The organism is Micromonospora sp. NPDC049201 (assembly GCF_055586805.1).
Window position 1 is genome coordinate 320,652 of record NZ_JBVJHM010000008.1, and the last position, 20,411, is coordinate 341,062.

21 protein-coding genes and 1 pseudogene are annotated in these 20,411 nt (G+C 73.3%); 11 read left to right on the forward strand and 11 right to left on the reverse strand.

Features of this window, described 5'->3' with window-relative positions; all coding sequences use genetic code 11:
* Positions 1-345: 345 nt before the first annotated feature.
* The 3 genes from ACZ6O5_RS19735 to ACZ6O5_RS19745 form a co-directional block, all read right to left on the reverse strand.
* Positions 346-1,692 carry a hypothetical protein gene (locus tag ACZ6O5_RS19735; RefSeq protein WP_465978950.1) on the reverse strand — a complete coding sequence of 449 codons (1,347 nt, stop codon included), beginning with the start codon at positions 1,690-1,692 and terminating at the stop codon, positions 346-348.
* A 75-nt stretch (positions 1,693-1,767) separates the two neighbouring features.
* A complete protein-coding gene (locus tag ACZ6O5_RS19740; RefSeq protein ID WP_465978952.1) occupies positions 1,768-3,129 on the reverse strand; it encodes a CBM96 family carbohydrate-binding protein in 1,362 nt (453 codons plus the stop codon).
* Positions 3,130-3,280: 151 nt separating this feature from the next.
* Positions 3,281-3,481 carry a hypothetical protein gene (locus tag ACZ6O5_RS19745; protein ID WP_425785216.1) on the reverse strand — a complete coding sequence of 67 codons (201 nt, stop codon included), beginning with the start codon at positions 3,479-3,481 and terminating at the stop codon, positions 3,281-3,283.
* A gap of 109 nt (positions 3,482-3,590) precedes the next feature.
* On the opposite strand from ACZ6O5_RS19745, the gene ACZ6O5_RS19750 reads away from it, so the two are divergent.
* Positions 3,591-4,802 carry a pectate lyase gene (locus tag ACZ6O5_RS19750; protein WP_465978954.1) on the forward strand — a complete coding sequence of 404 codons (1,212 nt, stop codon included), beginning with the start codon at positions 3,591-3,593 and terminating at the stop codon, positions 4,800-4,802.
* A gap of 67 nt (positions 4,803-4,869) precedes the next feature.
* Here ACZ6O5_RS19750 and ACZ6O5_RS19755 read toward each other — a convergent pair whose 3' ends face one another.
* Positions 4,870-5,340: a MarR family winged helix-turn-helix transcriptional regulator gene (locus ACZ6O5_RS19755; protein WP_465978956.1), complete on the reverse strand. Its 471-nt coding sequence runs from the start codon at positions 5,338-5,340 to the stop codon at positions 4,870-4,872.
* A 63-nt stretch (positions 5,341-5,403) separates the two neighbouring features.
* On the opposite strand from ACZ6O5_RS19755, the gene ACZ6O5_RS19760 reads away from it, so the two are divergent.
* From ACZ6O5_RS19760 to ACZ6O5_RS19770, 3 genes are all read left to right on the forward strand, one after another.
* Positions 5,404-5,958, forward strand: a complete 555-nt coding sequence (locus ACZ6O5_RS19760) for a carboxymuconolactone decarboxylase family protein (protein WP_465978958.1) — start codon at positions 5,404-5,406, stop codon at positions 5,956-5,958.
* 127 nt (positions 5,959-6,085) lie between these two features.
* Entirely contained in the window at positions 6,086-6,763 is a 678-nt protein-coding gene (locus tag ACZ6O5_RS19765; protein WP_465979087.1) for a DUF5753 domain-containing protein, read from the forward strand.
* Positions 6,751-6,942, forward strand: coding sequence for a DUF397 domain-containing protein (locus tag ACZ6O5_RS19770; protein ID WP_465978960.1), 192 nt, complete (start codon positions 6,751-6,753; stop codon positions 6,940-6,942). Before ACZ6O5_RS19765 ends, ACZ6O5_RS19770 begins: the two co-directional genes overlap by 13 nt.
* 12 nt (positions 6,943-6,954) lie before the next feature.
* On the opposite strand, the gene ACZ6O5_RS19775 is transcribed toward ACZ6O5_RS19770, so the two are convergent.
* Positions 6,955-7,827: an alpha/beta fold hydrolase gene (locus ACZ6O5_RS19775; RefSeq protein WP_465978962.1), complete on the reverse strand. Its 873-nt coding sequence runs from the start codon at positions 7,825-7,827 to the stop codon at positions 6,955-6,957.
* A 109-nt stretch (positions 7,828-7,936) separates the two neighbouring features.
* On the opposite strand from ACZ6O5_RS19775, the gene ACZ6O5_RS19780 reads away from it, so the two are divergent.
* Together ACZ6O5_RS19780 and mqnP are read left to right on the forward strand one after the other, a co-directional pair.
* Complete coding sequence (locus ACZ6O5_RS19780) at positions 7,937-9,394, forward strand: menaquinone biosynthesis decarboxylase (RefSeq protein WP_465978964.1); 1,458 nt, start codon at positions 7,937-7,939, stop codon at positions 9,392-9,394.
* Positions 9,394-10,368, forward strand: coding sequence for a menaquinone biosynthesis prenyltransferase MqnP (gene mqnP / locus ACZ6O5_RS19785; RefSeq protein ID WP_465978966.1), 975 nt, complete (start codon positions 9,394-9,396; stop codon positions 10,366-10,368). Before ACZ6O5_RS19780 ends, mqnP begins: the two co-directional genes overlap by 1 nt.
* A gap of 50 nt (positions 10,369-10,418) precedes the next feature.
* Here the strand turns inward: mqnP and ACZ6O5_RS19790 are convergent, their stop codons facing one another.
* The gene (locus tag ACZ6O5_RS19790) at positions 10,419-11,399 is read right to left on the reverse strand and encodes a terpene synthase family protein (RefSeq protein ID WP_465978968.1); all 981 of its coding nucleotides are present in this window, start codon (positions 11,397-11,399) and stop codon (positions 10,419-10,421) included.
* An 84-nt stretch (positions 11,400-11,483) separates the two neighbouring features.
* Here ACZ6O5_RS19790 and ACZ6O5_RS19795 point away from each other — a divergent pair.
* Positions 11,484-12,107 (forward strand): annotated as a pseudogene (locus ACZ6O5_RS19795) (UbiX family flavin prenyltransferase); the annotation flags it as partial.
* A gap of 218 nt (positions 12,108-12,325) precedes the next feature.
* On the opposite strand, the gene ACZ6O5_RS19800 reads toward ACZ6O5_RS19795, so the two are convergent.
* Entirely contained in the window at positions 12,326-12,592 is a 267-nt protein-coding gene (locus ACZ6O5_RS19800) for a BldC family transcriptional regulator (protein WP_013473529.1), read from the reverse strand.
* A 268-nt stretch (positions 12,593-12,860) separates the two neighbouring features.
* Between ACZ6O5_RS19800 and ACZ6O5_RS19805 the strand changes: the two genes are divergently transcribed.
* From ACZ6O5_RS19805 to cds1, 3 genes are read left to right on the forward strand one after another with little or no spacing between them, the layout of a single operon-like run.
* Complete coding sequence (locus ACZ6O5_RS19805; protein WP_281943661.1) at positions 12,861-13,319, forward strand: Lrp/AsnC family transcriptional regulator; 459 nt, start codon at positions 12,861-12,863, stop codon at positions 13,317-13,319.
* Between the two features lie 40 nt (positions 13,320-13,359).
* Complete coding sequence (locus ACZ6O5_RS19810; RefSeq protein WP_465978970.1) at positions 13,360-14,202, forward strand: SDR family oxidoreductase; 843 nt, start codon at positions 13,360-13,362, stop codon at positions 14,200-14,202.
* Between the two features lie 10 nt (positions 14,203-14,212).
* A complete protein-coding gene (gene cds1 / locus ACZ6O5_RS19815; RefSeq protein ID WP_465978972.1) occupies positions 14,213-15,304 on the forward strand; it encodes an L-cysteine desulfhydrase Cds1 in 1,092 nt (363 codons plus the stop codon).
* A gap of 13 nt (positions 15,305-15,317) precedes the next feature.
* Here the strand turns inward: cds1 and ACZ6O5_RS19820 are convergent, their stop codons facing one another.
* Positions 15,318-16,217: an SDR family NAD(P)-dependent oxidoreductase gene (locus ACZ6O5_RS19820; RefSeq protein ID WP_465978974.1), complete on the reverse strand. Its 900-nt coding sequence runs from the start codon at positions 16,215-16,217 to the stop codon at positions 15,318-15,320.
* 91 nt (positions 16,218-16,308) lie between these two features.
* Here ACZ6O5_RS19820 and ACZ6O5_RS19825 point away from each other — a divergent pair, with 91 nt between their 5' ends.
* Positions 16,309-16,869 carry a TetR/AcrR family transcriptional regulator gene (locus tag ACZ6O5_RS19825; protein ID WP_465978975.1) on the forward strand — a complete coding sequence of 187 codons (561 nt, stop codon included), beginning with the start codon at positions 16,309-16,311 and terminating at the stop codon, positions 16,867-16,869.
* A gap of 16 nt (positions 16,870-16,885) precedes the next feature.
* On the opposite strand, the gene ACZ6O5_RS19830 is transcribed toward ACZ6O5_RS19825, so the two are convergent.
* The 3 genes from ACZ6O5_RS19830 to ACZ6O5_RS19840 all read right to left on the reverse strand — a co-directional run bounded on the left by ACZ6O5_RS19830 (position 16,886) and on the right by ACZ6O5_RS19840 (position 20,213).
* Positions 16,886-17,506, reverse strand: a complete 621-nt coding sequence (locus ACZ6O5_RS19830; RefSeq protein ID WP_465978977.1) for a putative glycolipid-binding domain-containing protein — start codon at positions 17,504-17,506, stop codon at positions 16,886-16,888.
* 108 nt (positions 17,507-17,614) lie between these two features.
* Entirely contained in the window at positions 17,615-19,576 is a 1,962-nt protein-coding gene (locus ACZ6O5_RS19835; protein WP_465979089.1) for a DEAD/DEAH box helicase, read from the reverse strand.
* A gap of 211 nt (positions 19,577-19,787) precedes the next feature.
* Positions 19,788-20,213, reverse strand: coding sequence for a hypothetical protein (locus ACZ6O5_RS19840; RefSeq protein ID WP_465978979.1), 426 nt, complete (start codon positions 20,211-20,213; stop codon positions 19,788-19,790).
* Positions 20,214-20,411 lie beyond the last annotated feature (198 nt).

The following is a 20,411-nucleotide window of genomic DNA, read 5'->3' on the forward strand; positions in this document are numbered from 1 at the left end:
GGTGGCTCGGTCCGGACGGGTGACGCGTTTCTCGGGAATTCGTGTTGGCGGGCCCGAACAGGCAATGCGGAAGCGGGCCGCCGGGGGGCGTGTCGTGGCCCCGTCGGGGTGCCCGGACTGCCGAACGTGGGCGGAGACGGGCCGTTCGGTCTTCGGCCGTCCGGCCGATCACCGTTCGGGGGTCTTGACGGCGGCGGCTCCCCGGTGGCGCGCGTCGCCACGCCCCTCACCGATCGGAGCGCGGCGCCGGCTTGGGCGTGGTGCTGGCTTGGGTGTGGTGCTGGCTTGGGCGCGGCATCGACCGCCGGGAGTCGGGCGACTCCCGGCGGTCGCGTCGTCGCCCGCTCAGCCGATGACGACCGGGGCGGTGTCGTTCGTCGGGTCGTCGTCGGGCCGGGGGTAGCCGTAGGGCAGGGCGACCGTGCCGGGCGTGCCCAGCGGGCCGTCGATCCGCAGGTCGACGTCGACCAGGAAAGTGTCGCCGGCCGGGAAGACACCGTCCGGCACCGTGCAGTACCAGGTGATCGGCGCGCCCGGGTCCTCCTCGTCGCCGTTGCCCGAACAGTGCTCCGGCGCGTTCGTCACCACCGTCCCGGCCGGTGGGGTGAACGTGAAGCGGGCGGCGCTGTCGCCGGAGACGGTGCCGTCCGGCACGCCCGGCCCGTCGTTGCGCAGGCCGACCCGGACCCGCACCGTGTCGCCGGGTGCCCCGGCGGCGGTCGCGCCGAGCGCGACCACGTCGAACGCGCCACGGACGGCGCGGAGATAATACTGACCGGAGGCGGACTGCTGATCCGGGCCGAGCACGTCGACCGGGTCGCCGACCGGGCGCAGCCGCAGCGCCGCGTCCGCCGGGCGGCGTCGCAGCACCACGCCCTCGGGCAGCGGGCCGGCGGTCGCCTCGGGCACCACGGTCTGCACGATGCGCTTGTCACCGATGGCGGCCGGGCCGACGATGGTCGGGAAGCCGCCGGGCACCTGGTAGCGCACGCCCGGCGTCAGCTCACGGCCGAAGTGGCAGACCACGACGGTGCTGAGCTGGCCACCCGTGCCGTACCGGCAGTTGCGGAACGCCGCCGGCTCCAGCCCGACCGGGAAGCGGAACGTGGCCCGCAGGCCGGTCACCGGCTGGTCGCCGGCGCTGACCAGGGTCACCGGCACGGCCAGCCGGTCGCCGGTTGCGGCGCCTGCCACGTACGCGTCGACCAGGTCGACGGCGTCCGGCCCGGTGCGCACCGTGACGGCCGCCTGCTGGGCCTCGCCGTCGACGCCGTCGGCAAACGTCGCCCAGGCGATCGTGCCGGCGGTGCCGTCGACCGCACCGGCCACCGTGCGGAGCACGATCGGAACGGTGCCGGTGACGCCGCCGAACTCGTCGGTGGTGGCGTCGGCGGGCATCGGGCAGGTCGCCACCGCGCCCGCCCGATCGCAGCCGGCCGGGAACGTGGCGGTGGCGACGCCGGCGAGGCCGCTCACGTCGATGCGGACGCGCGGGTGCACCGCGTCGGCGTCGCTGCTGAGCGAGAACGCGGCGGTGCGGGCGGGGGCGGCCGGACCGCCGAGGGTGGTGTCGCCGAGCCAGCCGCCGACCCAGCCGGAACCGGGGTCGGCGGTGGCCGGGGCCGGCAGCGCCACGACCACCCCGAGCGTGGCCAGCGCCGCCGCGCCGACCGAAACGCGCAGACGTCTCATCGAACTCCTTGCGGACGGGAACGCCGGCCCGAGCGGCCGGCGTCCGCGATCCTATGGGGAGGGTGTGACGGTGGGTCAGTGGCAGGTGCCGCTGCCGGAGTCGGTGAAGGTCGCGCCGGTCACCGGTAGGAACTGCCACGTGTAGGCGTTCGGGGAGAGCGTCAGCTTGAGCACCCCGAACGTGTTCCCGTTCCTGGCCTGGCTGTTCGCGGCCGGCTCGGGGAACGTCTTCATCAGCGGCCGGCCGCCGGTGCCGACCACCCATTCCCGGATGCCCCGGGTCGGGTCGGCCACGCCGGACGGGTTCTGTGGGGCGAACCGCTCGTACTGGTGGTTGTGGCCGTTGATGACGATCTCGGCGCCCGCGTCGTAGAGCGCCTGGAACAGCGGGCGCACGTTCGAGGAGGTCCGGCCGCCGGAGCTGAACAGCGGGTGGTGGTACTGGGCCAGGGTGCACCGGTTCGGGTGTGCGGCCAGGTCGGCGCGCAGCCATTTCTCCTGGGGCGAGCCGGCCTGGCAGCCGCCCACGTGGGAGCAGTTGCTGTTCAGCACCACGATGTGCCAGCCGGCCTGGTCGAACGAGTAGTAGCCCTTGCCGGGCGGCAGGACCGCGCCGAAGTAGTCGAAGGTGGGGAGCGCGCCGGCGGTGAGGTAGTCGTGGTTGCCGAGGATGGGTTTCGTGCGGCTCTTGAACTGCCCCCAGGTCGGGCCGTAGCAGTCGGCGAGCTGCGTCGCCGTACCGCTGTCGGTCAGGTCGCCGCCGGCCATCACGGTGCCGGGCTCGCGGGCGATGAGCTGCGCGGTCTGCACGGCCCCGGTGGTGCTGCACGCGGAGATGTCGCCGCCGTTGAGCAGCACGTTGTCCCCGGTCGGTGGCGGGCCGGTGGTGATGACCAGCATCGGCGCGTACGTGCCGGACTCCCGGCTGTCGTAGAACGCGCCGTCCGGGTTGGTGGAGGAGAGCGAGAACGCCACCTCGCCGTTGCCGGTGACGGCGCCGGTGACGTCCAGCTCGTACCAGGTGTTGCTCCGGACCGTGCCGAGCGAGCCGAGCGGGCCGCCGACGGACGCCGGCCGGTTGGCGTAGGTAAGCGTGCTCTCCGACCAGGACGTACCGACCTCCTGCGCGGTGCCGCCGTTGGGGCTGGGGGCGTTTGCGGTGTTCCGGACGTGCAGACGTAGGCGCGCGCTGGAGACCGGGTCGGTCAGGCGGGTGACGGTGAACCGGAGGTAGGAGATCCGGACCGGGGCGGCGCCGACCACGAGGGAGTTGGTGCTGTTGAAGTTGGCGTTCGGGCTGGACGAGCTGACGTAGCTGTCCTGGGTGGCGGCGAACGGGAACGTGGTGGTGGCGGCCGAGGCCGGGGGTGCGCCGACGAGCAGCGCGGCGGTGAGGGCCAACGCGGCCAGCCCGGCCTGGAGGGCGAGCCTCTTCATGGGATCTCCGATCTCCACGGCCGTTCGCTCGTGCCCGTCCGGGCAGACCGGCCGCCTCGTTGCGGGGACCCAGTTGACGCGGGGGCGCGTGACGTGGCCGTCACCGACGACGAGAGGGCCGTGACGGCGGCGGGTCGGAGGTGAGGACGTCCTACGAGGCGGTGACGCGACGACTCAGCACCTCGTCGATCCGACGGGTGATCTGGTAGGCCACCTCGGGCAGGTCGGCCAGGTCGAGGCGGTCGGCCCGGAGCGCGAACTGGGCGTGCAGCTCGCGGGCCACCGCGTCACGGATCTCGGTCTGAAGCGGGCTGAGCCCGTCGGGATCACCCACCACGTACGCGTCGTCCATCCGTCCAGCGCGACGGAGGATGGCCCTTGCCTTGACATCGATAGGTGTCTATGGTTTACCTGAAAGCGCTTTCTAACACAGGGTACACACGCTTGAAAGGTGAAACCGGATGAGACGCAAAGTCGCCACTCGGTGGCTGACCGGCGGTGCCGCTGCGGTCGCGGGCGCCGTCGTCGCGCTGGCGTTGCAGGTCCCCAGCGCGTCGGCCGCCACGAACCTGAGCCTCGGCGCCGGCGCCGACGGCTCCAGCAAGGCCAGTGGCACCAGCTACGGCAACGTCATCGACGGCAACGCCGGCACCTACTGGTCGCCGAGCGGCTCGACCGGCACGATCTCGGTCAAGTGGGGCAGCGCCACCACGGTGTCCTCGGCCGTCATCGTGCAGGCCTCGGGCGGCGGCTCGATCAGCGGCTGGCAACTCAAGAACTACGACACGGGTTCCGTCCTCGCCAGCGGCGGCAGCGCCCCGAGCACCATCAACTTCTCCTCGACGTCGCTGAAGAAGATCTCCTTCGTCATCACCAGCGCGTCCGGCACCCCGCGGATCGCCGAGTTCGAGACGTACTCCAGCGGCGGGTCGACGCCGACCACCAGCCCGACCAGTGGTCCCACCAGCGGTCCGACGTCCGGCCCGACCGGCAACCCGGGCACGCCGACAGGCGCGTGGCCGTCGTCGGCCGGCTCGGTGAACATCTCCAGCACGGTCAACGTCTCCGGCACCTTCGACGGCGGCATGAAGACGTACTGCTGCATGGGTGACGGTGGGCAGGGCGAGTCGCAGGACCCGATGTTCAAGATCGCCAACGGTGGCACGCTCCAGAACGTCATCCTCGGTTCGCCCGCCGGTGACGGCGTGCACTGCGAGGGCACCTGCACGCTGCGCAACGTGTGGTGGAACGACATCGGTGAGGACGCCGCCACCTTCAAGCAGACCAACGGCGGTACGTCCTACGTCATCGGTGGCGGCGCGCGCAGCGGCAGTGACAAGACCTTCCAGCACAACGGCAACGGCACCGTCAGCATCTCCGGCTTCTACCTCAAGGGGTCCGGCAAGCTGTACCGCGCCTGCGGCAACTGCTCCACCTCCTACACCCGCCACGTGCGTGTCGACAACGTCCTCGTCGACGACATCGACATGCTCGCCGGCATCAACAGCAACTGGAACGACACCGCGACGATCACCCGCGTGGTCGTGATCGGCTCGGCGGTCATCTGCGGCAAGTACAAGGGTGTCGCCAAGGGCAGCGAACCCAGCTACCTCGGTGAGGGCTGGAACGACGCCAACTGCAAGGTCAACAGAAGTGACGTCATCTTCCGGTAGAAGTGTTCAAAGAGGGGCACCCGACCGGAGGTCGGGTGCCCCTCTCGTGCTCGGTGGCCGCTGAGGCTCACGCGCCGAACCAGCCGGGGACGTCGAGGCGGAACACGTCGGCGGGGACCATCCGGCGCAGGTCGTCCTCGATGGCGGCGACCCGGTCCGCGCCGAGCGTGGCCGCCCAGCGGTCGCGCAGCGCGTCGAAGACGACCGCCGAGCGGCGTAACCCGTCGTGGCCACGGGCGGTCATCCGGACCAGCTTCCGGCGGGCGTCGGCGGGATCGTCCACGCGTTCCAGGTACCCGAGCGCGACCAGCCGGTCCACCGTCTTGCCGGCGGCCTGCTTGGAGACGCCGAGGCGTTGCCCGAGGTCGGAGGCGGTGGTGCCGGCCGGTCCGACGGCCTGGAGGACGAAGCCGTGCGCCGGTCGCAGCTCGGGGTGCCCGTGCCGCGCCAGCTCGGCGTGCAGGTCGTCGACGAGCGTACGGAAGCCGGCCAGCAGGAGCAGCGGCAGCGCGAAGCCGGGGCGGTCAGGCGTTGCCATATTAGACAACCTGGTTTACGGTTTGGTCAACCACATTGACTATCTTACGAGAGGGGACCGCGGATGTCCCGCTTCACCGCGTACGAACCCGACACCGCGCCGGCCGCCGCCCGCCCGGTCATGGCCGGCGTCCACCGCAAACTGGGCCACCTGCCCGCCGCTGTCGGCCTGATGGCCGGCTCGCCGGAGCTGCTCAAGGGCTTTCTCGCCGCCAACGCCGCCTTCGAGGCCGCCGACCTCGACCCGGTTGCCCGGGAGGTGCTCGTGCTGACGGTCGCCACCCGCAACGAGTGCCACCTCTGCGTGGCCATGCACACCGCCACGCTCACCCGGCAGGACGCCGCGCCCGAGCTGATCGACGCGCTGCGAACCGGCGGCGTGCTGCCCGAGCCCCGGCTGGAGGCGCTGCGCCGGTTCACCGTCGCCGTGCTCGACCACCGGGGCGCGGTCCCCGACGCGGAGCTGGACGCGTTCCTGGCCGCCGGCTGGCAGCCACGGCACGCGCTGGACGTCGTGCTCGGCGTCGGGACCTACACCATCTCGACGTTCGCGAACCGGCTCACCGCCGCGCCGCTCGACGCGCCCCTGCACCGGTACGCCTGGGAGCCGGCCGCCTGAAGCGGGCGGCGGGCGGAAAGGCGGCGGGCGTTAAGCGGGGGCCCCGCCTCTACCGGAGGCGTTAACCGGGGGCCCCTCCTTCGCGTCGGGGGCGGCGCGGGGCGGCACAGATCCTCCACGTGTGGCGATGGTCGAGACCGGGGCGCGCAAGCCGCCGCCGGATTTCTGGGAGCGGGCCGACGTGGCGCTCGACACCGGTGGCGCGTTCGGCCGCATGCTGGCCCGGTTCGGGTCGCCGCAGTGGATGCGGGCCTGGGAGGCCAACGAGCGGCAGGCCACCGTGCTGCGGTCGTACCAGAACACGGTGGTGCCCGGGCTGTTGCAGACCTCGGCGTACGCCCGCGCGTTGTTCCGCAGCGTCGGCCTGTTCGACGAGGCGGAGGTGGAGCAGCGGGTGGAGGCCCGGCTGGCGCGGCAGGCCGTGCTGACCGGGGAGAAGCCGCCGCAGCTCGTCGCGGTGCTGGACGAGCACGTGCTGCGCCGGCCGGTCGGTGGCCCGCTGGTGATGCGCGAGCAGGTGCTGCGGCTGGTCAAGCTGGTCAATGAGCGGCCCCGGGTCCGGCTCCAGGTGGTGCCCGCCTCGGTCGGCGCATATCCCGGTGTCGCCGGGGCCTTCGTGCTGGCTACGCTCCCCTCCGGGGAGGACGTCGTCTATCTCGACGATCAGCTCAAGGGCCAGGTGATCGACCACACCGAGGACGTGCTGGCGGTCCGGTCGTCCTGGGAGTCGATCGAGGGGGAGGCGCTGCCGCCCCGGCAGTCGATGGAGTTGCTGACGGAGGTGGCGGAGACATGGCGGACCTGACCGGCGCCCGGTGGCGCACCAGCACCCGGAGCAGCACCAACGGCGGTGACTGCATCGAGGTGGCCGACAACCTGCCGCGCGTGGTCGCCGTCCGGGACAGTAAGGACCGCGCCGGGGCGGTGCTGACGTTCCGTCCGGCTGCCTGGCGCGCGTTCGTCGAGTCGGCCCGCCGGGGCTGACCCGCCCGTCCGTCAACCCGTGAGGAACGGCAGCAGCAGGGCGGTGAGCTTCGCCGGCTGCTCCTCGAACAGCCAGTGGCCGCAGTCCTCGACCACCTCGCCGGTGACCCGGTCGGCGTACCGGCGCACCTGCTCGGCCACCTGGGCACCGAGGCTGGCCTGCGCGCCGACGGCCAGCACCGGCATCGGCAGCTTCGTGCTCCGGTACGCCGTGTTGTCCGCGACGTCCTGCCCGAACGCCCGGAAGTAGGCGAAGCTGGCCCGCAGGTGCGCCTCGTCGCGCAGGTGACCGGCGTACTCCTCGATGTCGTCCGGGCCGAGACTGCCCTTGTTCACCATGATCGAGTCGGTGAACCGGTCGACCCAGAGCGCCTCGCGGCCGGCGACGAGCTGCTCGGGCAGGCCGTTGGGCACGGTGAAGAAGCCGAAGTTCCACACCGCCGGGCCGGCCGCGGTGAGCGCGGGCATGGCGTAGACGCTCTCGTCCGGGATCGGCGCCTCGCTGAGCACCAGCCGGGCGACCGAGTCGGGATGGGCGGCGGCATAGGCGTACGCGACCATGGTGCCGAGATCGTGGCCGACCAGCCGGATGTCCCCGGCCAGGTCGAGCGCGGTGAGCAGGCCGTGCAGGTCGGCGGCGACCGTCTTCTTGTCGTACCCGCCGGGCGGGGCGTCGCTGTCGCCGAAACCGCGCAGGTCGGGGGCGATCACCTCGAAGGAGCGCGCCAGCTCCGGCAGCACGTGCCGCCACATGCGCCAGCACTGCGGGTAGCCGTGCAGCAGGACCAGCGTCGGCCCCTGACCGCCCCGGACATAGTTGATCTCCACGTCGCCGACCTGGCCCCGCTGCTCGCTGAATCCCGCCGGCACCCGCTCGTCGCCCATGCCGCCGACTACCCGCCCGACGGGGCGTTAAAAGGGGGCCCCGCCTCTACCGAATGCGTTAAGAAGGGGCCCTTCCTTGCACCTCAGGGGGGTGGGGGAGGATGGAGGCATGGGGCGTGGCTTTCCGTACGACGATCTCAAGGACTTCCTCGCGGCGCTGGAACGCGCCGGTGAGCTGCGGCGGGTGAGCGTCCCGGTCGACCCCACGCTGGAGATCAGCGAGGTGGTCACCCGGACCGTCCGCGCCGGTGGGCCGGCGCTGCTGTTCGAGCGGCCCACCCGGGGCGAGATGCCGGTGGCGGTCAACCTGTTCGGCACCGAGAAGCGGATGGCCATGGCGCTCGGCGTCGAGTCGCTCGACGAGATCGGCGCGCGGATCGGCGAGCTGCTCAAGCCGGAGCTGCCGCAGGGCTTCACCGGCATGATGGGTGGGCTCGGCAAGGTCATGCAGCTCAAGTCCATGCCGCCGAAGAAGGTCCGGACCGCCCCCTGCCAGCAGGTGGTCTACCGGGGCGACGACGTCGACCTGAACCGGCTGCCCGGGTTGCAGGTGTGGCCGGGCGACGGCGGCATCTTCCACAACTTCGGGCTGACCCACACCAAGCACCCGGAGACCGGCAAGCGCAACCTCGGGTTGTACCGGCTCCAGCAGCACGGCCGGAACACGCTCGGCATGCACTGGCAGATCCACAAGAACTCCACCGCGCACCACGCGGTCGCCGAGCGGCTCGGGCAGCGCCTGCCGGTGGCGGTCGCCATCGGCGCCGACCCGGCGGTCGCGTACGTGGCCAGCGCGCCGCTCCCCGCCGACATCGACGAGTACCTGTTCGCCGGCTTCCTGCGCGGGGAGCGGGTCGAGATGGTCGACTGCCTGAGCGTCCCGTTGCAGGTGCCGGCGCACGCCCAGGTCGTGCTGGAGGGTTACCTCGAACCGGGCGAGCGGCTGCCCGAGGGGCCGTTCGGCGACCACACCGGCTTCTACACGCCGGTGGAGCCGTTCCCGGTGCTGCACATCGAGACCATGACCATGCAGCGCGACCCGGTCTACCACTCGATCGTCACGTCCCAGCCGCCGCAGGAGGACCACGGCCTCGGCAAGGCCACCGAGCGGATCTTCGCGCCGCTGCTGCGGTTCCTGATCCCGGACATCGTCGACTACGACCTGCCCGCCGCCGGCGTGTTCCACAACTGCGCGATCGTGTCGATCCGCAAGCGCTACCCGAAGCACGCGCAGAAGGTGATGAACGCGATCTGGGGCGCGCACATGATGTCGCTGACCAAGCTGATCGTGATCGTCGACGAGGACTGCGACGTGCACGACTACAACGAGGTCGCGTTCCGCGCCTTCGGCAACGTCGACTACGCCCGCGACCTGCTCCTCACCGAGGGCCCGGTGGACCACCTGGACCACGCCTCGTACCAGCAGTTCTGGGGCGGCAAGGCCGGCGTGGACGCCACCCGCAAGCTGCCCACCGAGGGGTACACCCGGGGTTGGCCGGAGGAGATGCGGATGTCCCCCGAGGTGACGTCCCTGGTCGACAAGCGCTGGCAGGAGTACGGAATCTGATGACCGGCACCTCCGACTCCCGCGATCTTGCAGATGCGGCCCCTGACCAGTCCGGTTCATCCCCTTCTGTCGGGGCGGCAACCGCAAGATCGCGGGGGCGGGTGGGGTCGTTCCTGAAGCTCGTCGCGATCGAGCACTCGGTGTTCGCGTTGCCGTTCGCGTACCTGTCGGCGCTGACCGCGATGCGGGTCGACGGGGGGCGGGTGCGGTGGGGGGACCTGCTGCTGATCACCGTGGCGATGGTCGGCGCGCGGACGTTCGCGATGGCCGCCAACCGGATCCTGGACCGGCGGATCGACGCGCGGAACCCGCGTACCGCGAACCGGGAACTGGTCACCGGGGCGGTGAGCGTGCGGACGGCCTGGACCGGCGCGGCCGTCGCGCTCGTGGTCTTCCTGGCCGCCGCCGCGCTGCTCAACCCGCTCTGCCTGATGCTCGCGCCGCTGGCCGTGGTGCCGCTGGTGGTCTACCCGTACGGCAAGCGCTTCACCAACTGGCCGCACGCCATCCTCGCGGTCGCCCAGGCGGTCGGCCCGGTCGGCGCGTGGCTGGCGGTCACCGGCACGCTCGACGGCTCCGGCCCGGCCTGGCTGCTCGGCGCCGCCGTCGGGCTCTGGATCGGTGGCTTCGACCTGATCTACGCCTGCCAGGACTCGGAGATCGACCGGGAGATCGGGGTGCACAGCGTCCCCGCCCGGTACGGCCGGCGCTTCGCGCTGCACGCCTCCACGGTCGCGCACGTGGTGACGTTCGCGCTGTTCATCTGGTTCGGCGCGCTTGTCGGCTTCGGCTGGCTGTGGTGGATCGGGCTGGCGCTCACCGCGGTCGCCTTCGGCTACCAGCACCTGGTGGTCAGCCCCACCGACCTGAGCAAGGTCAACCGGGCGTTCTTCACCGCCAACGGGTTCGTCGGCATCGCGTTGTTCGTGCTCGCGCTGCTCGACCTGGTGGTCCGGCTCGGCCTGCGCCCCTGACGGGTCGGGCGGATCGGTGCCGGTGCCGGTGCCGGTCGCCCGCCGGGCGGTCAGGGCGTCGCGGCGACCGGGTAGCGGGCGCTCTCCAGCGTCCAGTCGACAGTGCCGCGCACGGCGGCGGCCACCCCGTCGAGATGGATGGTGACGGCCTCGTCCAACGCCGGGCCGAAGGACGGCACCGCCGCACGCAGCGCCATGAAGCGGCTCATCTCGGCGCGCCAGTGCGCGGCCACCAGGTCGACCGCGACCGGCAACGGCACGTCCCGCTCGGCGGCCACCGCCAGCACCAGGTTGTGCCCCCCGCCGGTGACCCGGTCCCGCTCCAGCGAGGCGATGTCGTTGAACCAGGAGAGCAGGTCGTTGGCGAGGTCCGCGTGACGGCGCAACGCGGGATGGTGGTAGACCGCGTCGGGCAGCGGGCGACCGGCGGCGAACTCGATCAGCGGGTACGACACGTATGCCGCCGAGGTGGCCCGGCGCAACCGGACGTACTCCGCGACACCGGGTTGCCGGCCGGCCGACGTGGCAGCCGTCTCCCGCGACACGCCGTCGAGGTGGTCGGCCACCGCGTCGGCGAAGCGCAGCCGCCAGCGCGCCGGCATCCGGTGCCGTGGCTCCCGCCACGCCTGCACGAGCAGCCGGCGCAGCGGACCGGTGAACCCCGGGTGGCGGGCTCGCGGGCCCTCGCGGAGCAGCGCGAGCGCGCCGTCGCGCAGCGCGCGGATCTGCGCCGGGGCCAGCCCGTCCGGCCCGTCACAGGCGTCGTCGACCAGGAAGAACCAGGTGAACAGCGCGGCCAGCACCCGCAGGTCGGGCTCGGTGGCGTCCGGGTAGAGCCGGCCGGCGTACCGGGCGAAGCCGGCGCGGGCCAGCCGTCGGCGGGTGCCCGGATCCAGCGGCAGGCCGAGCTGGTCGAGGTGGTCGACGAGCCAGACCTGCACCTCGTCGGCGTACGGGGAGAACCGGGGCGCGACGGGGCAGTCGGAACGCAGCGCCCGCAGCACCGCCGCCGTCATCACCGGCCCTTCCATGGAGGTGGATCGCCGGATCAGAGAATCCCATGCGGCGGGAAACCCCGTCGACCCACCGGACATTTGGCCTGGCAGGCTTACGGCATGCGCGAACCATGGGTGGTGGGCGTCTCCGGTGCCTCCGGGACCCCGTACGCGGCGGCGGTCGTCCGGGGACTGCTGGACGCCGGCGCGGCGGTCGACCTGGTCGTGTCCCGGGCCGCCCGGCTGACCGTGCTCGACGAGACCGGCCGGCCCTTCCGGGACGCGCACTGGGCCGCGGACCTGGCCGGGTGGCTCGACCGCGACCTCACCGACGCGGACCTCCGGTACTGGCCCGCCGGTGACCTGGCCGCCGGCCCGAGCAGCGGCTCCTACCGGGTACGCGGCATGGCGGTCGTGCCGGCCAGCACCGCGGCCTGCGCCGGCATCGCGATCGGTCTCTCCAAGGACCTGCTCCAACGGGCCGCCGAGGTGAACCTCAAGGAGCGCCGTCCGGTCGTGGTGGTGCCCCGGGAGACCCCGGTGACCCGCAGCCACCTGGAACACCTCATCGCGCTGCACGACGCCGGCGCGGTGGTGCTGCCGGCCAGTCCGGGCTTCTACGGCGCCGGCGCGTCGGCCTCCGCGCAGCAGTTGGTCGACTTCGTGGCCGGGAAGGTGCTCGACGCGCTCGGCGTCGAACACACGCTGTTCCGGCGCTGGTCGGGCACGCTCGCCGCGGACCGCCGCGACGTGAACGGCGCGGACGGCCGGGACGTGAACGGCGCGGACCGCCGGGACGTGAACGCCGCGGACCGCCGCGACGTGAACGGCGCGGACCGCCGCGACGTGAACGGTCGGGACGTGGACAGGGCCTGACCGGCTCACCACCGGAGCGGCCGACACCGGCCCGCCTCACCGGCCGGGCGCGGCCCGCCTCACCGGCCGGACCGCGCCCCGCTCGCTCAGTACATGCCGGCGTTTGCCGGGCCGGGGCCGGTCGAAGCGGTCGGGCCCATGTTGCGGGCCTTGCCCATGTCCTCCGCCTCGTCCAGCATGCCCTCCCCCTCAAGCAGGGCTCGCACCTCGGATTCCCGAAACCGGCGATGCCCGCCTGGAGTCCGGATGCTGCCGATCCGGCCGGCCGCTGCCCATCGGGTCACGGTTTTCGGGTCCACCCGAAACAGCGCAGCGACCTCACCCGGTGTCAGCAGGCGATCTCCAGTGTCCACAGCCCCCTCCTCGCGTCGACGAAGCCCCCGGCTGAACACACTGCCCCCGGCCGGTGCGAGCCCAGAGCCGTCATGAGGGACGTATGGCAATTACAGCACCAGGGACCGGGCGTGTCCGCCAAACGCGAAATACGCACACACTGCGAAGTTAGGAAATGGTACCGGCGTAGAACCTCCGTGACGGGACGTTTGTGAATGGCAACGTACCGTCATGTTCAACGGGTGCCGTCCGCCTCCGGTCACGGCCCAGAGGATAGGGTCACTCTCCGTGGACACGATCGACCTGGCCCTCGTGGAGCTGCTACGGGGCAACGCCCGCCTGTCGTACGCCGAGCTGGCCCGGCAGGTCGGCCTCTCCGCCCCGGCCGTGCACGAGCGGGTCGGCAAACTGGAGTCCGGTGGTGTGATCCGGGCGTACCGCGCCGAGGTCGAGCCGGAGGCGATCGGGCTCGGGGTCACCGCGCTGATCGGCATCGTGGAGAACTCCGACGCGGACACCGACGACGTGCTGGAGGCGTTCCGCCAGATCCCCGAGATCGAGTCCTGCTACTTCATGGCCGGCGTCGAATCCTTCCTGCTCAAGGCGCGGGTCGGCACCATCGCCGAGCTGGAACAGCTGATCGTCCGGCTGAACCGGACGCCCGGGGTGGCCTCCACCCGTACCGGGATCGCGCTGTCGACCAAGTGGGAGAACCGTCCCCAGCCGCTCGAACCGCCGACCTCCTGACCGCTGGCCGGCGACCGGTGCGGGCGGATAGCGTGCGGCGATGACGACCTCGGGGCGGGGTGCCGCCGTGGTGACCGGCGCGGCCGGCGGGCTGGGCCGTGCGCTCGCCGCCGCGCTGCACGCCGACGGCTGGCGGGTGCTGCTGACCGACGTCGACGCCGAAGCGGTGGGCGCCGTCGCCGGGCCGCTGGGCGGCTGGTCCCGCCCGCTCGACGTCCGCGACGGCGCCGCCTGCGCGGCGGTCGCCGCCGAGGCGGCCGGCGGGCCGGGCGGGCTCGGGCTGTGGGTGAACAACGCCGGCATCCTGGTCACCGGTCCCGCCTGGGAGCAGGATGCCGAAACCCGGCAGCGGGTGATCGAGGTCAACGCGCTCGGCGCGGTCAACGGCACGCTGGCCGCCGTGGCGGTCATGCGGGAGCAGGGCCACGGCCACGTGCTCAACGTCGTCTCGCTGGCCGGGCTGATCGCCGCGCCAGGCGAGACGGTGTACGCGGCCAGCAAGCACGCCCTGCTGGCGTTCAGCCTCGGCACGCTGACCGACCTGCGGATGGCCGGCGTCCGGGGCGTACACGTGTCGTGCCTGTGCCCGGACGGGATCTGGACGCCGATGCTGCACGACAGGCTCGACGACCCCGGGGCGCTGGCGTCCTTCACCGGGTCGCTGCTGACGCCGGAGCGGGTGGCCGCGCGGGCGGTCCGGCTGGCCCGCCGGCCGCGCCCGGTGGTCAGCCTGCCGCGCTGGCGCGGCGCGCAGGTCCGGCTGCTCGACGCGTTCCCCCGGCTCGCCCTGGCGCTCACGCCGGTGGTGCGCGCCGCCGGCCGGGCCGGGCAGCGCCGGCAGGCGCGTCGGGTCCGGACGGACGCGAGCCGGCCTCGCTTGTAACGTTGCCGGCGTGACTCATCTCGACCGGTGTGACGAGGCCGCCCGGCGCTGGCTCACCGAGGCGATCGCCACGGTCGAGGCGGACGCCAACCGGTCCGCCGACACCCACCTCCTGCCGTTCCCGCTGCCCCGGGCGTGGGGGATCGACCTCTACCTCAAGGACGAGTCGGTGCACCCGACCGGCTCGCTCAAGCACCGGCTGGCCCGCTCGCTGTTCCTCTACGGGCTGTGCAACGGCTGGATCCGCCGGGACACCACGATCGTCGAGGCGTCGTCCGGGTCGACGGCGGTCTCCGAGGCGTACTTCGCGCGGATGCTCGGGCTGCCGTTCATCGCGGTCATGCCGGCCTCCACCTCGCCGGAGAAGATCGCCCAGATCGAGTTCCAGGGCGGGCGCTGCCACCTGGTCCGGGACCCGGCCAAGGTGGTGATCGAGGCGCGTTGGCTGGCCGAGGACACCGGCGGTCACTACATGGACCAGTTCACCTACGCCGAGCGGGCCACCGACTGGCGGGGCAACAACAACATCGCCGAGTCGATCTACGCGCAGCTCGCGCTGGAGCGGCACCCGGTGCCGGCCTGGGTCGTGGTGGGCGCCGGCACCGGCGGCACCAGCGCCACCATCGGCCGGTACGCCCGCTACCGCCGGCTGCCCACCAAGCTGTGCGTGGTGGACCCGGAGAACTCCGCGTTCTACCCGGCGTGGCAGGCCGGCGACTGGTCGTTCCGCACCGGTCGCGGCTCCCGGATCGAGGGCATCGGCCGGCCCGGTGTCGAGCCGTCCTTCCTGCCCAGCGTGGTGGACCGGATGGTGCAGGTGCCGGACGCCGCGTCGCTGGCCGCCATGCGCGCCGGTTCGGCGGTGCTCGGTCGCCGGGTCGGCGGCTCCACCGGCACCAACCTCTGGGGCGCGTTCGGGCTGATCGCCGAGATGCGCGCCGCCGGGCGGACCGGCTCGGTGGTGACGCTGATCTGCGACCCGGGCGACCGCTACGTCGACACGTACTACTCCGACCGGTGGGTGGCCGGGCAGGGCCTCGACCTGGCCCCGTACCTCACCGCCGTCGACCGGTTCCTGGACGACGGCACCTGGCCGGCCTGACCGGCGTCGGTCGTCATCGTAGGTCCGGCGGGTACTCGACGGCGGACCAGGTGCGGGCCCGGTCCCACAGCCGGCCGGCGACGGCCGGGTCGTTCGCGGGCGCGGCGACCGGGTCGAGGTGCACCCGGTCGTCCGACCTCCGGTTGCCGGGGCCGATGAAGACCCCGCCCCGCGCCCCGGGGGCGGTGGCGGCGAACAGCAGCGGAACCGCCGCGCGTTCGGCCGGCCGGCCGATCAGCGCCTGGAGGACCGTCATCGTCGCGCGCAGGGCCGGGCGGCGGATGTCGTCGTTCAACGCGGTTCTCGCCAGGCCGGGATGGGCGACCAGGCTCTGCACCGGCCGGCCGGCGCGCCGCAACCGGCGGTCGAGTTCCAGGCCGAGGAGCAGGTTCGCGAGCTTGGACGTCACGTACGCCCGCGAGGGCGAGTAGGACCGCTCGGCGGCCGGGTCGTCGAAGGGCGGCGCCACCCGGAAGATCCGGTAGAGGCCGGACCCGACGTGCACGACGCGCCCGCCGTCGCGGATCAGGTCGAGCAGGCGACCGGTGAGCGCGAAGTGGCCGAGGAAGTTGGTGGCGAACTGCATCTCGATGCCCTGCGGGCTGAGCCGGCGGCCCTGGTGGCCGCCGATGCCGGCGTTGTTGACCAGCAGGTCGAGGGGCCGCCCCTGTGCGTGCAGGCCGGTGGCGAAGGCGGCGACCGAGTCCAGGTCGGCGACGTCGAGCCGCCGCGCCTCGACCCCGGGCAGGACGCGGGCCGCCTTGTCCATGTCGCGGACCGCCGCGATCACGGTCGCACCGTGCGCCGTCAACTGCCGCGCGACGACCAGGCCGAGCCCACTGGTCGCGCCGGTCACCACGGCCGTGCGGCCGGTCAGGTCGGGGATGTCGGCGAAGGTCCAGCTCACAGCCATGACAGCTCCTCAACGGATGCGTGATCCGATCGGATTATCTATCCGATCTGCGCCCAGCGTAGCAGGCAAGCGGATGAGTTATCCTTTCGCCATGTCGACGGGCCCGGGCGGACGGCTCCGGGCGGACTCCGCCCGGGTCCGCGAACAGATGCTCACGGTGGCCGGGGCCCGGCTACGCGACGGCGACCGCGACCTGCCGCTGAACGCCATCGCCAAGGCCGCCGGCGTCGGCGTGGGCACCGCCTACCGGCACTTCCCCAGCCGGCAGGTGCTGATCGAGGCACTGGCGGCACAGAGCTTCACCCGGCTGGCCACGGACGCGCGGGCGAGCGCCGCCGCCGACGATCCCGTCGCCGGATTCGAGCGGCTGATGTCGACCGGGCTGCGGCTGCTCCGCGAGGAACCGGCGCTGGCCGAGGTGCTGGCCGCCCGCGACGACCTCACCGCCGACGCCGTCGCCCCGGCGACCGACTTCTTCGACGCGCTCGACCACCTGCTCCACCGGGCCCGGCAGGCCGGCGCCGTCCGAGCCGACATCACGACCGACGACCTGCGCAGCCTGATGTGCGGCGTGCAACACGCCGTGGCGATCAGCGACGCGGACGCCGCCGACCGCTACCTCGGCGTCCTGCTGCGCGGACTACGCGCCTGACCGGCCGGCCCGACGGTCAGCGCGGGCCGACCCGCTCCGCGAGCCCGGGATAGCGCACCACGAAGCCCTCCGGGTCGACCTCCAGGTCGGCCGTGAACCCGTCACCGGCGTACCGCACCCGGCCCGGACCCAGCGAGGTGTAGACCTGCTCGGCGGGGAGCACCGTCAGGCCGGGCAGCAGCACCCACACCACCGTCACGCTCGTCGCCAGGTCGGCGGGGAGCCGGCCCAGCCCGATCCGGCGGATCGGCAGCGTGTTGGTCAGCGGGGAGCCGCCCAGGTCGACGTCGAGCGCCTCGGCCAGCCGGTCCGGGTCATCCGTACCGGGCAGGCCCACGGGCGGATGCCCGGCCGCCCGCAGCGCCGCGTCCAGGTCACCCTCCTCGCCGGTACGCACGCGCCACCCGTCGCCGCCAAGCTCCAGGCGTACGCTCCGCGCCCAGCCGGCGCCGTCCGCGTCCACCTCCAGCCGGCTGGTCGACCAGTCCGGCGCGACCGTCAGGCGGTAACGGCAGGTGTACGGGATCGGGTCCACGGCCAGCGCCACGCCCTGCGCGGTCAGCCCCTGGCGGTCGTCGAGCACGACGTGCTCGGATCCGGCGGTGTCGGTCCGGGCCCAGAAGAGCGACTTCGGCATGGACCGGACGTTACGCGACCCGCCGGGTACCGGCAGCGGATGCGCGAACGCCGCCGCCGAGCGGATGCTCGACGGCGGCGTTCGAAGTGATCTCCCGGAGGCTCCGGATCAGTGGGTACGGGCCGGCGGACGCCCGCCGAAACCGCGCCGGTCGTCGCGCGGCCGGTCGTCCCGGCCCCGGCCCTCGGGACGGAAGCCGCCCCGACGCTCGGCCGGCCGGGCCTCGCCCCGGTCCCCGAAGCGACGCTCGGTGCTGCCGTCGCGGTCCCCGAAGCGACGCTCGCCCTGCGGGCGGTCCCCGTGGCGGCGCTCGCCGAAGTCACGCCCGCCGGTGGGGCGGTCGTCGCGTCCCCGGTCGTCCCGGTCGAAGCCGCGCCCGCCGGTCGGCCGGTCCCCGAACGGCCGGTCGCCGCCGGTCCGGTCGCGCTGCGCCCGCTCGCCGAAGCGCCGGTCGTCGGACTGCCGGCCCGCGAAGCGGTCCCCGCGGTCGTCGGACCGCCGGTCGCCGAAGCGCCGGTCGTCGCGGCGCTCGGTCCGGTCGCTGCCGAACCGGTCCCCGAAGGCGCGCTCGCCGGTGGGCCGGTCGCCGTAGCGACGCTCGCCGGTGGGCCGGTCGCCGAAGCTGCGCTCGCCGGTGGGCCGGTCGCCGTAGCGACGCTCGCCGGTGGGCCGGTCGCCGTAGCCGCGTCCGCCGGTGGGTCGGTCGCCGTAGCTGCGTCCGCCGGTGGGTCGGTCGCCGTAGCGACGCTCGCCGGTGGGCCGGTCGCCGTAGCTGCGTCCGCCGGTGGGTCGGTCGCCGTAGCCGCGTCCGTCCCGGTCGCCGAAGCGGCGGGGGCCGCCGCCACGGCGGGGCTCCGGCTCCTCGCGGACCGGTACGCCGCTGGGCTCGCGCGCGCCGGTCAGCTCGGCCAGCGCCTCGTCGCCGGCACGGACCCGAGCCTCGGACGGCTCGACGCCCGCCTTCTCCAGCATGGCCAACGTGGTCCGGCGCTGCTTCGGCAGCACCAGGGTCGCCACCGCGCCGGACTCGCCGGCCCGGGCGGTGCGACCGGCCCGGTGCAGGTAGTCCTTCGGGTCCTTCGGCGGGTCCACGTGCAGCACCAGCGTGACGCCGTCGACGTGGATGCCCCGGGCCGCCACGTCGGTGGCGACCAGCACGTTCATCCGGCCCTCGCGGAACTCGGCAAGCGTCTTGGTACGCATCCGCTGGGTCTTGCCGCCGTGCAGGCCACCGGCCCGTACGCCGACCGCGGTGAGCTGCTCGACCAGCCGGTCGACGCCGAGCTGCGTACGGGCGAAGACCATGGTGCGTCCCTCACGGGCGGCGATGGACGCCGTCACCGCGAACTTGTCGTGCGGCGGGATCAGCAGCATGTGGTGATCCATGGTGGACACCGCCGCGGTGGCCGGCGCGGTCGAGTGGGTGACCGGGTCGGTCATGAACCGCTTGACCAGCGAGTCGACGTCGTTGTCCAGAGTGGCCGAGAAGAGCAGCCGCTGGGCGTCCGCAGGCGTCTTCGCCAGCAGCTCGGTGACCTCGGGCAGGAAGCCCATGTCGGCCATCTGGTCGGCCTCGTCCAGCACGGTGACCTCGACGTCGTCGAGCCGGCAGACACCGCGCGCGATCAGGTCGCCGAGCCGCCCAGGCGTGGCCACCACGATCTCCACGCCCCGGCGGAGCGCGTCGATCTGCCGGTCGTACGGCACGCCGCCGACCGCGGTCTTCAGGAAGATGCCCACCGCCTTGCCGATCGGCACCAGCGCGTCGTTGACCTGCATGGCCAGCTCGCGGGTGGGAACCAGGACCAGCGCGCGGGGGTGCAGCGGCCGGGCCCGGTTGCGGTTGGCGAGCCGGGCGATCACCGGCAGGCCGAAGGCCAGCGTCTTGCCGGAGCCGGTCTGGCCCCGGCCGAGCACGTCGCGGCCGGCGAGCGCGTCCGGCACGGTGGCCCGCTGGATCTCGAACGGGGTGGTGATGCCCTGCCGGGCGAGCGCGTCGACCACCTGCGTCGGAAGGCCGAGCGAGGCGAAGTCGGGGGCGTCGGTGATCGGGTCGGTGGACGGGGACATGCCGGATTCAGCGAAGGTGGTCAAGAAATACCTTTCGAGCGGGGCGCATCTTCGCGATGGCCTGCCGCGGCACCGTCACGCCGCCGAATCGCCCGCAAGATCGCCCATGGGCGCGCAGTCGGGCACGCCGGGTCAGTGATCCCCACAAGTGTACGGCGCTTCACCGACACGGCCACCGCATCGCGCGGCCGTAGTGGGCGGGCTCACCCCGTCAGCGCATCAGCACGGTGCCGGTCAGGCCGCTCAACGCGTCGTTGGCCAGGAACACCACGAGCAGACTGATGGCGATCAGCGCCGTCAGTGCGATGGCCAACACGATGATGACCTTGGTGTTGCTGGCCCGGGTGGCCGGGGTGTCCTCGGCCCAGCCCTGGGCCAGGATGTGCCCGGTCAGCGAACCGGTGTTCTCCGACGGGCTGCTCTGCGGGAGCGCGACCGTGGCGAAGCCCGGGCCCTCCGTGCCGCCGTACGCGGTTCCGGCCAGGTCCTGACTGCCGAGCTGCGGGCGTACCGGAGGGGCGGTTTCGGTCTGCCGTGCGGAAGCGGCCGGCGGCGGCCAGGTCGGCGGCGCCGGCGCCGGGACGGCCGGGGCCGGCGGCGCGGACGTGGGGGGCCAGACCGGCTGCGCTCCGGGCACGCCGGCCATCGCTGGCGGCGGCGGGAACGGGGGCGCGGGCATCGGGCCGGGCGGCGGCGGTGGCGGAGGCACCGCCGGCCCCGGGGGTGGCACGGGTGGCCCGGGCATCGGCGGAACCGGTCCCGGCGGATTCGGTCCCGGCGGATTCGGTCCGGGTGGAAACGGTCCGGGCGGATTCGGGGACGGAGCCGGCACGGG

Excerpts from the sequence above, each read along its gene's own strand:
- ACZ6O5_RS19780 (WP_465978964.1), top strand. The coding sequence starts at position 7,937 with ATGGGGCGTGGCTTTCCGTACGACGATCTCAAGGACTTCCTCGCGGCG.
- ACZ6O5_RS19790 (WP_465978968.1), bottom strand. The coding sequence starts at position 11,399 with ATGGAAGGGCCGGTGATGACGGCGGCGGTGCTGCGGGCGCTGCGTTCC.
- ACZ6O5_RS19765 (WP_465979087.1), top strand. The coding sequence starts at position 6,086 with ATGGTCGAGACCGGGGCGCGCAAGCCGCCGCCGGATTTCTGGGAGCGG.
- ACZ6O5_RS19810 (WP_465978970.1), top strand. The coding sequence starts at position 13,360 with ATGACGACCTCGGGGCGGGGTGCCGCCGTGGTGACCGGCGCGGCCGGC.
- ACZ6O5_RS19825 (WP_465978975.1), top strand. The coding sequence starts at position 16,309 with ATGTCGACGGGCCCGGGCGGACGGCTCCGGGCGGACTCCGCCCGGGTC.
- ACZ6O5_RS19750 (WP_465978954.1), top strand. The coding sequence starts at position 3,591 with ATGAGACGCAAAGTCGCCACTCGGTGGCTGACCGGCGGTGCCGCTGCG.
- ACZ6O5_RS19740 (WP_465978952.1), bottom strand. The coding sequence starts at position 3,129 with ATGAAGAGGCTCGCCCTCCAGGCCGGGCTGGCCGCGTTGGCCCTCACC.
- ACZ6O5_RS19775 (WP_465978962.1), bottom strand. The coding sequence starts at position 7,827 with ATGGGCGACGAGCGGGTGCCGGCGGGATTCAGCGAGCAGCGGGGCCAG.
- ACZ6O5_RS19820 (WP_465978974.1), bottom strand. The coding sequence starts at position 16,217 with ATGGCTGTGAGCTGGACCTTCGCCGACATCCCCGACCTGACCGGCCGC.
- ACZ6O5_RS19835 (WP_465979089.1), bottom strand. The coding sequence starts at position 19,576 with ATGTCCCCGTCCACCGACCCGATCACCGACGCCCCCGACTTCGCCTCG.
- ACZ6O5_RS19760 (WP_465978958.1), top strand. The coding sequence starts at position 5,404 with ATGTCCCGCTTCACCGCGTACGAACCCGACACCGCGCCGGCCGCCGCC.
- ACZ6O5_RS19745 (WP_425785216.1), bottom strand. The coding sequence starts at position 3,481 with ATGGACGACGCGTACGTGGTGGGTGATCCCGACGGGCTCAGCCCGCTT.
- ACZ6O5_RS19755 (WP_465978956.1), bottom strand. The coding sequence starts at position 5,340 with ATGGCAACGCCTGACCGCCCCGGCTTCGCGCTGCCGCTGCTCCTGCTG.
- ACZ6O5_RS19770 (WP_465978960.1), top strand. The coding sequence starts at position 6,751 with ATGGCGGACCTGACCGGCGCCCGGTGGCGCACCAGCACCCGGAGCAGC.
- mqnP (WP_465978966.1), top strand. The coding sequence starts at position 9,394 with ATGACCGGCACCTCCGACTCCCGCGATCTTGCAGATGCGGCCCCTGAC.
- ACZ6O5_RS19735 (WP_465978950.1), bottom strand. The coding sequence starts at position 1,692 with ATGAGACGTCTGCGCGTTTCGGTCGGCGCGGCGGCGCTGGCCACGCTC.
- ACZ6O5_RS19830 (WP_465978977.1), bottom strand. The coding sequence starts at position 17,506 with ATGCCGAAGTCGCTCTTCTGGGCCCGGACCGACACCGCCGGATCCGAG.